The sequence below is a fragment of the Bacillus sp. 105MF genome, assembly GCF_000374885.1.
GTDB classification, from domain to species: Bacteria; Bacillota; Bacilli; order Bacillales; family Bacillaceae_G; genus Bacillus_A; species Bacillus_A pseudomycoides.
This window is the reverse complement of record NZ_KB895572.1, coordinates 204,464-214,201: the sequence shown is the minus strand read 5'-3', so window position 1 is coordinate 214,201 and position 9,738 is coordinate 204,464. Positions and strand designations below refer to the sequence as shown.

Annotated in this window: 9 protein-coding genes and 12 tRNA genes; all 21 read left to right on the top strand. The window is 36.6% G+C overall.

Annotation, left to right across the window (positions count from 1 at the left end; translation table 11 throughout):
- The first annotated feature begins 2 nt into the window (after positions 1-2).
- The 21 genes from C564_RS0113290 to trmL all read left to right on the top strand — a co-directional run bounded on the left by C564_RS0113290 (position 3) and on the right by trmL (position 9,661).
- Positions 3-79: transfer RNA gene (locus C564_RS0113290), tRNA-Met, on the top strand.
- 3 nt (positions 80-82) lie between these two features.
- Positions 83-158, top strand: a tRNA-Asp gene (locus C564_RS0113285).
- A 9-nt stretch (positions 159-167) separates the two neighbouring features.
- A tRNA-Phe gene (locus tag C564_RS0113280) sits at positions 168-243 on the top strand.
- Between the two features lie 14 nt (positions 244-257).
- Positions 258-333: transfer RNA gene (locus C564_RS0113275), tRNA-Thr, on the top strand.
- A gap of 10 nt (positions 334-343) precedes the next feature.
- Positions 344-427: transfer RNA gene (locus tag C564_RS0113270), tRNA-Tyr, on the top strand.
- A 14-nt stretch (positions 428-441) separates the two neighbouring features.
- Positions 442-515: transfer RNA gene (locus C564_RS0113265), tRNA-Trp, on the top strand.
- A gap of 12 nt (positions 516-527) precedes the next feature.
- Positions 528-603, top strand: a tRNA-His gene (locus C564_RS0113260).
- Positions 604-667: 64 nt separating this feature from the next.
- A tRNA-Gln gene (locus C564_RS0113255) sits at positions 668-742 on the top strand.
- Positions 743-747: 5 nt separating this feature from the next.
- Positions 748-822: transfer RNA gene (locus C564_RS0113250), tRNA-Gly, on the top strand.
- 14 nt (positions 823-836) lie between these two features.
- Positions 837-907: transfer RNA gene (locus tag C564_RS0113245), tRNA-Cys, on the top strand.
- A gap of 10 nt (positions 908-917) precedes the next feature.
- A tRNA-Leu gene (locus tag C564_RS0113240) sits at positions 918-999 on the top strand.
- A gap of 182 nt (positions 1,000-1,181) precedes the next feature.
- Entirely contained in the window at positions 1,182-1,355 is a 174-nt protein-coding gene (locus C564_RS36170; protein ID WP_018765646.1) for a hypothetical protein, read from the top strand.
- 297 nt (positions 1,356-1,652) lie between these two features.
- The gene (locus C564_RS0113230; protein ID WP_026008557.1) at positions 1,653-2,459 is read left to right on the top strand and encodes a C1 family peptidase; all 807 of its coding nucleotides are present in this window, start codon (positions 1,653-1,655) and stop codon (positions 2,457-2,459) included.
- Between the two features lie 838 nt (positions 2,460-3,297).
- Positions 3,298-4,017, top strand: a complete 720-nt coding sequence (locus tag C564_RS0113225; RefSeq protein WP_003205196.1) for a YebC/PmpR family DNA-binding transcriptional regulator — start codon at positions 3,298-3,300, stop codon at positions 4,015-4,017.
- 150 nt (positions 4,018-4,167) lie between these two features.
- Positions 4,168-4,332, top strand: coding sequence for a hypothetical protein (locus C564_RS0113220; protein ID WP_018765644.1), 165 nt, complete (start codon positions 4,168-4,170; stop codon positions 4,330-4,332).
- Positions 4,333-5,020: 688 nt separating this feature from the next.
- On the top strand, positions 5,021-5,797 hold the full coding sequence (locus C564_RS0113210; RefSeq protein ID WP_003195077.1) for a transglycosylase domain-containing protein: 777 nt from the start codon (positions 5,021-5,023) through the stop codon (positions 5,795-5,797).
- 191 nt (positions 5,798-5,988) lie between these two features.
- On the top strand, positions 5,989-6,642 hold the full coding sequence (locus C564_RS0113205) for a DsbA family protein (RefSeq protein WP_018765642.1): 654 nt from the start codon (positions 5,989-5,991) through the stop codon (positions 6,640-6,642).
- Between the two features lie 111 nt (positions 6,643-6,753).
- Positions 6,754-6,827 (top strand) — tRNA-Gly (locus C564_RS0113200).
- Positions 6,828-7,036: 209 nt separating this feature from the next.
- Positions 7,037-8,179, top strand: a complete 1,143-nt coding sequence (queG, locus tag C564_RS0113195) for a tRNA epoxyqueuosine(34) reductase QueG (RefSeq protein ID WP_018765641.1) — start codon at positions 7,037-7,039, stop codon at positions 8,177-8,179.
- A gap of 77 nt (positions 8,180-8,256) precedes the next feature.
- Positions 8,257-9,114 carry an amidase domain-containing protein gene (locus C564_RS0113190; RefSeq protein WP_442852604.1) on the top strand — a complete coding sequence of 286 codons (858 nt, stop codon included), beginning with the start codon at positions 8,257-8,259 and terminating at the stop codon, positions 9,112-9,114.
- A 58-nt stretch (positions 9,115-9,172) separates the two neighbouring features.
- Positions 9,173-9,661 (top strand): tRNA (uridine(34)/cytosine(34)/5-carboxymethylaminomethyluridine(34)-2'-O)-methyltransferase TrmL, encoded by a 489-nt coding sequence (trmL, locus tag C564_RS0113185; RefSeq protein ID WP_003195070.1) that lies wholly within the window; start codon positions 9,173-9,175, stop codon positions 9,659-9,661.
- Positions 9,662-9,738 lie beyond the last annotated feature (77 nt).

Here is a 9,738-nt window from a genome sequence, read left to right as displayed (position 1 = left end):
GTCGCGGGGTGGAGCAGTTCGGTAGCTCGTCGGGCTCATAACCCGAAGGTCGCAGGTTCAAATCCTGTCCCCGCAACCAAATGGTCCCGTGGTGTAGTGGTTAACATGCCTGCCTGTCACGCAGGAGATCGCCGGTTCGACCCCGGTCGGGACCGCCATTTATTTATGGCTCGGTAGCTCAGTCGGTAGAGCAGAGGACTGAAAATCCTCGTGTCGGCGGTTCGATTCCGTCCCGAGCCACCATTTTAACTAAATATGCCGGCTTAGCTCAATTGGTAGAGCAACTGACTTGTAATCAGTAGGTTGGGGGTTCAAGTCCTCTAGCCGGCACCATGTAAGTTTCGGAGGGGTAGCGAAGTGGCTAAACGCGGCGGACTGTAAATCCGCTCCTTCGGGTTCGGCAGTTCGAATCTGCCCCCCTCCACCATTTACATTTTATATAGGGGTATAGTTTAAAGGTAGAACAGAGGTCTCCAAAACCTCCAGTGTGGGTTCAATTCCTACTACCCCTGCCAAAACACAACATGGCGGTTGTGGCGAAGTGGTTAACGCACCGGATTGTGGCTCCGGCATTCGTGGGTTCGATTCCCATCAGTCGCCCCATTTTTATTTTTAACATTTGTAAATAAAGTAGTTAATACTTGCATATAATGAATTAAAACTTCGGTGGGCTATAGCCAAGCGGTAAGGCAACGGACTTTGACTCCGTCATGCGCTGGTTCGAATCCAGCTAGCCCAGCCATTTTTGCGGAAGTAGTTCAGTGGTAGAATACAACCTTGCCAAGGTTGGGGTCGCGGGTTCGAATCCCGTCTTCCGCTCCAAAGTAATTTAATATGGCGGCATAGCCAAGTGGTAAGGCAGAGGTCTGCAAAACCTTTACCACCGGTTCAAATCCGGTTGCCGCCTTTCTTATTATGCCGATGTGGCGGAATTGGCAGACGCGCACGACTCAAAATCGTGTTCCTTCGGGAGTGTCGGTTCGACCCCGACCATCGGTATCAAAAAGACGAGTAATCGTCTTTTTTATTTGTCTTCGGATTGATTATATCGTACATATTAAGCGCTTCTTACTTCGGTAAGGAGTGCTTTTTTTTGCGTTTATAGACGTTGAATTCTTAGATGACTATATTAACTCGAAGCGTGCGAGCAAATCGTTTACGTTGAGTGTGGAGGTGTAGTTGTGGTAAGACGAAGGAACGTGTTAAATGATCGCGAATTATCTGTTGTTCACAAAAGTAAAAAGTCGTACGTAGAAATGTTTGAGGATGCGCTAAGTATTTTTACGAAGAATTGTGAGTTACGTAATTTAAGCCCTCATACGATTGGGCTTTATCGTAAGGAAGTATCTGCCTAAACCATTTACATGAGCAAGGTATCGACAGTATAAATTTAAAGTTGTATAACGTCACAGAGGAACATAGTAAAGAAAACGTCATTTTATATATGCGTAATGAAGTAGAAAATCCTACGGAGCCCCGCGTTTAATTATCGGAAGTGACCACCATTCTCGTTGGCTTTACTCGTTTTTTTTTATACGAGGAAGTCAAAGTATAACCAAGACTCTCTGTTATAGAATACATATTTTCCAATGTATATGTTAAGGATATATATTGAATGACTTTGTCTATAAGGAAAGGACGAATGTTTAAATATGAATTCAAAAGAATCAATTCTTAGCCTTACTAGTAATAATGATATTGTTAAATACCTAAATGTGAGGAAAGACCCTATCGATTTACGAGATAGAATGTTTCAAAGTTATCTTTTTAGTAATGAGGAGGATCTTCCAACTCAAGTGGATCTTCGAGAGCGAATGTCAGATGTTGTAGATCAAGGTCAACTTGGTTCTTGTACAGCAAACGCTATTGTATCCGGATTACGTGAGTATCTCTTAAAACAATCGGGACGCCCATTTGTTCTATTATCGCGCTTATATCTGTATTATCATGAACGAAAAATAGAGGGAGACATTCAAAATGATAATGGAGCTATTTTGCGAGATGGGATGAGTGTACTTGAAAAGCTGGGAGTCTGTCCTGAGAAAGATTACCCTTACCAAATAGAGCATTTTCGTGATACACCATCCTCGAAATCGGAAAATGATGTATTACTTTATCGGATTGGGCAATATAGTCGTGTGCAAGATTTACCACGATTAAAATCTGCACTGGCGCATGGACTTCCAGTAGTTCTTGGTTTTCTAGTTACAAATGCCTTTTATCATTCTGATGAGGTAAGAAAAACTGGAATCGTACCTATCTCAGGAACTGATGATGTAATTATAGAAGATGGACAACCAGCAGGACATGCTGTATGTGCTGTTGGGTATGATGATGATAAAAAAGTTGTGATTATTCGAAACAGCTGGGGGACAGAATGGGGAGATGAAGGGTATTGTTATTTTCCATATGAATTATTCCAAAACGGAATTGTACAGGATATGTGGACCGGACGTTAATTTCAGAATAAGGAAGGAGGATAAAAAGATTATTCTAATTCCTCCTCTTTGAATAATCTTTTTTTGTATTGCGTATACTATCTGCAAGCCGACTTTCCTTCGGCTTCACTCTTTCAAAACGGGGCGCTCTCTCTTCCGTGTCGTGCAAGAACGTAGCGGGGGACTTAATCAGTTGCCTGCTGTTTTTGCGAATAAACGTAAAAATTCTTGTCCACAATAACTAAAGAAGATATCTTAAGCTATTCGTAGCAACCTCCAGCAAATGTTTTTTGTACGACCGTTCTTGTAAAAGAGGCGGTCTTATTTACGTATTGCTATAAACACAAAGAAAAACTCTTATAATATCAGTCATTCCGTTATCGGTACTAGCTGAACAAAAGTTAACACTACGAGCAATTCTCACCGTTCGCACCACGCATTAAAACCGTGCATTTTAATCGGCAGTGAGTCCGAGAGTTCGATGAACCAAATCATGCGCATTATGAGGAAACACACTTTGTATTAAATAAATTTGGAGATGGAATTGCTAGATCATTAACGAAATCTGGAGACCTTTCAGAACCAAAATAATGGGTTGTAAAAGTAGGCTTCCATTTTAGGAGGCTTTTTGTATTTACACTGTAAAATCATGTTATTTGAGTGTTAAATTCGTAATGAATTATGAATTTAAGGTATAATATAATTTGGTGAATGAACGAAATTATATTGATTTATATTATGTCAGTAATGCGAATCAATAATGAACTTTTTGTATTTATTTTGAAAAAGTGTTGAATAAACATTGTATTTCATATTAATATTTTTATGTAGATTTAAACGTGAAAGAGAGTGGAACAGTATGGGCCGTAAATGGAATAATATTAAAGACAAAAAAGCATCAAAAGATGCAAATACAAGCCGTATATATGCGAAATTTGGACGTGAGATTTATGTGGCTGCAAAACAAGGTGAGCCAGATCCAGAATCAAATCAAACGTTGAGAGTCGTATTAGAACGTGCAAAAACATACAATGTACCAAGAACAATCATTGATCGTGCGATTGAAAAAGCAAAAGGTGGTTCTGAAGAAAATTACGACGAGCTTCGTTATGAAGGATTCGGACCAAATGGATCTATGGTAATTGTAGATACACTTACAAATAACGTGAATCGTACTGCAGCGGATGTACGAGCTGCGTTTAGTAAAAATAGTGGTAATATGGGCGTAAATGGATCCGTAGCATATATGTTTGATGCAACTGCTGTTATTGGGCTTGAAGGAAAAACAGCAGATGAAGTGCTTGAAATTTTAATGGAAGCAGATGTAGACGCGCGTGATATTCTAGAAGAAGAGGAAGCAGTTATCGTTTATGCTGAACCTGATCAGTTCCATTCGGTACAAGCAGCGCTTAAGGATGCTGGTATTACTGAATTTACAGTTGCTGAGCTAACAATGCTTGCACAAAATGATTTAACACTTCCAGAAGATGCACAAGTACAATTTGAAAAAATGATTGATGCATTAGAAGATTTAGAAGATGTTCAACAAGTTTATCACAATGTTGATTTGGGTGAATAATATCTAAAAAAGAGACCTTTTGTTATTTAGAACAAAAGGTCTCTTTTTTAGATTGTTTATAGCCTAAAAGAAAAGGATTCTTACAATAATTAATGAATATTAATATATATTGTATTTGGAATTATACTAATGTTCTTTGGGGGCTATAAAATGGAATATACAACACCAAGGCATATTGTTGCTGTTTCTGCTTACATAAAATATATAACACGCCCACATATGAAGTCGAGAACACTTGATGCCATAAAAGCAAAGAATTTCATTCCATATGAAACATGGAAAGTAGATCCTTATGATTTGATAGGGAGATTATAGATTATTTCATCTATTATTAATTTCAAAAGGGCAAGTGATTTGAGATATCATCAAATCAATCGTCCTTTTTTGCTTATATTGTGTAAGTAAAAATGTCTAGTATGATGTTTAATCGGTGAAATTAGGTAAAGTAATAAGATAAAAAATATACATAGTAAATACATATTGATTATAAGAACGTTCGTTTGGTATTATATCTATATTGTTCCAATTGGACTGTTATATTAATTTTTTAGAAATACTGTAGAAAAAATGTTAGGAGGGAACCAACTAAAACTAAAAATATGCCAGGTGATATAATAGAAGAAGGATGGATATGTGATTTTAAAGCAATTCATCTGAATATATATATCCATTTTGATTTTCCGACATATAAGTCGCGGCTATGAAAACAAAAGAGGATCTCCACTCATTTGCTCCCTTTGTTTTCACGTGGCATGGGGCCAAAAAAGGCACTGACCGCTTCTATACATGGCCGGATCCTCTCTCCCATCTAAAAAGAAGGGGGGTATGTTGTTTTTTTTATTTCGATGTATATAGAATCTTACCATTTTTTCTGCTAGAATATGTATTTTATAACTTACAACATTGTAAGGTAGGTGTAAGAGAAATCAATTGGAGATTGTTTTAAAAAACGGTATTCTTAATGTAAGGATTATATATGGTGTAAGGAAAAGAGGTGTGCATAATGAAAGAACGAGTACTGTCTAGAGTCAACTATCATCAAAAAGTTTCATTCAATCCAATTACAAAGTTTCTTTATAAAGCTATTATTTTATTATTACTACTGAGTTGTACATTATTATTTGTCGGAAATGTAATGATTGAAAGAAGTGATATTAGTAAGCTACATGTACCTGCTAAATTAGAGGTGCCAGAATCTCTGGCTCACGCATTTATTGCGACAGAAGATAAAAGGTTTTATCACCATAATGGCTTAGACTATATAGCAATTGTTCGAGCTTCTATTGAAAATATAAAAGCTGGTGGTGTTGTACAAGGTGGAAGTACAATTACACAGCAGCTTTCCAAAAATGCTTTTTTATCTAATGAACGTACATTTTCTCGTAAATGGAAAGAAGTTTTTTATACAAAAAAAATTGAGCGAACATTTACTAAAGATGAGATTTTGAAATTATATGTAAGCAATATTTATTACGGAGAAGGTGCATGGGGGATTGAAAAAGCATCCAAGCTATACTTTGGCAAAACAGTAAATCAATTAACATTAAGTGAGAGTGCAATGATGGCTGCTGTTGTGAAAGCTCCTGCTTATTATTCTCCTGCTCAAAATTATGACAAAGCAGTAGAAAGACGAAATGTCGTTTTGAAATTAATGGAACGAGAAGGATATATTAGTCATGATGAATATGTGCAAGCAATTAGTGAAAAATTAGTAATTCGTCATGACATTCCAACTCAGCATTCATTGCAAAAAGTAGCTCGTGAAAAAGTGGTAAGTTAAAAGTGAAGTTCCATAGGGGAACTTCACTTTTTTTTGAATAAGACTGCCAAAGAAGAGACACAATATTGACACATTTGTTGTGTTTTTGGAAATTATGTGAGCGTGTTCATTGCATGATGTATAAAAGTATTGATATCATGTGTAATGTGTACAACAATGTATACAGAATATGAATTTAAAGAGGAATGTATATGAAATCATCAAATAAAATCATGGCTCTTGGTATTGTTTTTTCTATTGCAGTGTTAATTGTAATTGGAACAGTTGCGTACAGTATCATAAATGACAAAAAAGATAAAGGGAATGAAATGTTTGCTTATTCCACGCAGCAATCTTTAGGTAAGGAAGATGCACCCGTTAAGGTTGTTGAATTTGGGGATTTTAAATGTCCAGCTTGTCGAACTTGGGATACGACTGTATTACCTCGTTTAAAAGAGGAGTATATTAATAAAGGGAAAGTCCAGTTTTATTTCATTAATTTTCCGTTTATTGGAAAAGATTCTAATTTAGGTGCAGCGGCTGGTGAAGCGATTTATAAACAAGACCCAGAATCTTTCTGGACATTCTATGATGAAATTTATCAAATTCAGAAGAAAGATACTGAAGAATGGATTACAGAAGAACTGCTTCTTAATATAGTGAAGGAAAAACTTCCGAAAGTTAATATAGAACAGTTTAAAAAAGATTTACATAGCAAAGAAACCCAAGACAAAGTACGTAAGGATTCCGATCGTGCACAAAAATTAAAAGTACAAGGTGCTCCTTCAGTATATGTAAATGGGAATCTTTCAAATCCTGATTATGATAGTATGAAAAAGGCAATCGATAAAGAATTGAAAAAGTGATGATTATTCATCACTTTTCGACTTTTTTCGATAAAATTCTTGCTTGGACTTTTATTACATGCTATACTATTTTACATAAGTTATTTCAATATCTTATGTTTTTTCATATTTGCGGGTGTAGTTTAGTGGTAAAACAAGAGCCTTCCAAGCTCTGGTCGAGAGTTCGATTCTCTTCACCCGCTCCAGATATTATTTCATATTATCATAATAAATTGTGATCAACGCAGTGTTTCGTTTCTAAGATAAACGAGGCATTGCGTTTTTTAATGTTTGGAAATGAAGATTTTATGCGAAAATAGAATTAAGGACTATGATTACGAAGTGGATTGCTAACCATCAGTAGGTGATTACTTGTTTGATGAGGATATGTATTCATCGTAGAAGGAGGCAAAGCATGAATTTTGAGCAATTAAAGCAAGATGTTATAGCGTATAGTAAAACAATTGGAATAGATAAAATAGGCTTTGCGAGTGCCTCACCATTTGAAGAATTAAAACAGCGTTTAATTCAGCAGCAACAATTAAATTATCAGTCTGGATTTGAAAAACCTGATATTGAAAAAAGAACGAATCCACAGTTACTATTGCCAGGAGCAAAATCCATTATTGCAATTGCATTAGCGTATCCATCAAAGTTGAAAAATGCACCGTTAAGTAAACGAGGAGAAAGACGTGGTATTTTTTGCCGTGCTTCTTGGGGACAAGATTATCATCTTGTTTTGCGGGATCGCCTGCAAAAATTAGAGGCGTATTTAATTGAGAAGCTTCCTGATATAGAAGTGAGATCAATGGTGGATACGGGAGAGTTGAGCGATCGCGCTGTTTCGGAGCGTGCTGGTATTGGATGGAGCGGTAAAAACTGTTCTATTATTACGCCAGAATTTGGCTCCTATGTGTATTTAGGTGAAATGATTACGAACGTACCATTTCCGCCGGATCAACCAATAGAAGATCAGTGCGGAAGTTGTACAAAGTGTATTGATATTTGTCCAACTGGTGCACTTGTACAGGGAGGACAATTAGATTCAAAAAAATGTATTGCTTTTTTAACGCAAACAAAAGGGTTTCTCCCAGAAGAATATCGAGATAAAATTGGAAATCGTATTTACGGCTGTGATACGTGTCAAACAGTTTGTCCAAAGAACAGAGGGAAGGACTTTCATAACCATCCAGAAATGGAGCCAGATCCAGAGCTTGTTAAACCATTATTAACTCCATTATTAACGATAAGTAATCGGGATTTCAAAGAAAAATATGGCATTATGTCTGGATCATGGCGCGGGAAAAAACCATTGCAACGAAATGCAATTTTAGCCCTTGCTCATTTCAAGGAAACCACAGCAACTCCTGATTTAATTGGTGTTATGAAAGATGATCCAAGACCCGTAATTCGTGGGACAGCAGCATGGGCTCTAGGAAAAATCGGTGGTGAAGGTGTAGGAGAAGCGATTGAAAAGGCGATGGAGCGTGAAAAGGATGAAGAAGTTCTTCATGAAATGAATCGCGGTCTTGAAATGTTAGCTGAGAAAAAACAGTAGATAATACCTCTTTTTTTCATATTGTGTAATATGGGAGGGAGAGGCCTGTGTTGGTAAAGAAACAGCTTGAACAACAGATGCAACAATTTTTAGCGTATATTACAAATAAACGTGTAAGCGTCGATAAGATTCCTGCTGATTTACTACAAGTATTACAGCGAAAAAGAAGTTTGTTTCAAAAACGTGATGCTGAAATTGTAAAGGCAACAGCGGACGTATGTTTTATAAGACAATTGAATAGTAAGCAATATCAAGAAGTAGATTATCAAGTTCATTTGAAATATTTAGTTCATCATCATGAATTATTCTACATGGAAGAAGAACAATTAGAACGGCGTGTTTATCTGAAAGATGGGCGTATTGTAGAAGATAAAGATATTGCAGTGAAAGAAGAAAAGGTCCAAGGGGAAACGTTAGAGCGTGAGATAACGAAAGGAAAGTATGATTCGTATCAATATAATCGCTTAGAAGCTGTCAAATATGCGGAGCGTTGGTGGGATGATCGAAACCCTGCGTATCGTAATTTTCCTGATAATTGTACGAATTTTATTTCACAGTGTCTGCATATTGGTGAAACACCAATGACTGGGTATCCTAACATTCGTAAAGGATGGTGGCAAAGGGAGAATCAGTGGAGCTGGAGCTGGGCAGTTGCTCATTCATTTTATTGGTATTTATCAGGGGCTACAACAGGACTTCGTGCTAAAGCGGTAGAAAATCCGGAAGACCTGCTACTTGGTGATGTAATTGTTTATGATTTTGAAGATGATGGTAGATGGAATCATACAACAATAGTTGTAGCCAAAGATGCGGACGGCATGCCGCTTGTAAATGCCCATTCTGCTAATAGCCGCAGGCGTTATTGGAATTATGAAGATTCCAGTAAATATACACCACAAATGAAATATAAATTTTTTCATATTATTAATGGGTAGAGATTTTTCACTCAAGTGGTATAATACGTAGTAGACAAAAGATTGAGGTGAATATAACGTGGGAGTACATGTTGTTTTATATCAACCAGAAATTCCAGCAAATACAGGGAACATTGCACGTACTTGTGCAGCCACTGGAACAGAATTACATTTAATTCGGCCACTTGGATTTTCAACGGATGATAAAATGTTAAAACGTGCCGGTCTTGACTACTGGCAGCACGTAAAAATTACGTATTATGATTCGATTGAAGAGTTTTATGAAAAAAATAAAGACGGTGAATTCTTCTATTTAACAAAGTATGGTGAAAAAGCACATACAGCGTTTGATTATAGTAAGGTAGAGAAAGATTATTATTTTGTATTTGGAAGAGAAACAAACGGATTGCCAGCAAACGTAATTGAAGAAAACTTCGATCATTGTTTACGTATTCCAATGACTGACAAAGTACGTTCTTTAAATTTATCCAATACAGCAGCGATTTTAATTTATGAGGCATTCCGCCAACAAAATTATCCAGGTTTAGATTTAGAGATTGTATATTAAAATTTAAATGTAATAGCAGACAAAAAGTGATGGGCTTAGGCCCATCACTTTTTGTTTGTACCTGGCTTATCATTATA

Excerpts from the sequence above, each read along its gene's own strand:
- C564_RS0113230 (WP_026008557.1), top strand. The coding sequence starts at position 1,653 with ATGAATTCAAAAGAATCAATTCTTAGCCTTACTAGTAATAATGATATT.
- C564_RS0113220 (WP_018765644.1), top strand. The coding sequence starts at position 4,168 with ATGGAATATACAACACCAAGGCATATTGTTGCTGTTTCTGCTTACATA.
- queG (WP_018765641.1), top strand. The coding sequence starts at position 7,037 with ATGAATTTTGAGCAATTAAAGCAAGATGTTATAGCGTATAGTAAAACA.
- C564_RS0113205 (WP_018765642.1), top strand. The coding sequence starts at position 5,989 with ATGAAATCATCAAATAAAATCATGGCTCTTGGTATTGTTTTTTCTATT.
- C564_RS0113225 (WP_003205196.1), top strand. The coding sequence starts at position 3,298 with ATGGGCCGTAAATGGAATAATATTAAAGACAAAAAAGCATCAAAAGAT.
- C564_RS0113190 (WP_442852604.1), top strand. The coding sequence starts at position 8,257 with ATGCAACAATTTTTAGCGTATATTACAAATAAACGTGTAAGCGTCGAT.
- C564_RS0113210 (WP_003195077.1), top strand. The coding sequence starts at position 5,021 with ATGAAAGAACGAGTACTGTCTAGAGTCAACTATCATCAAAAAGTTTCA.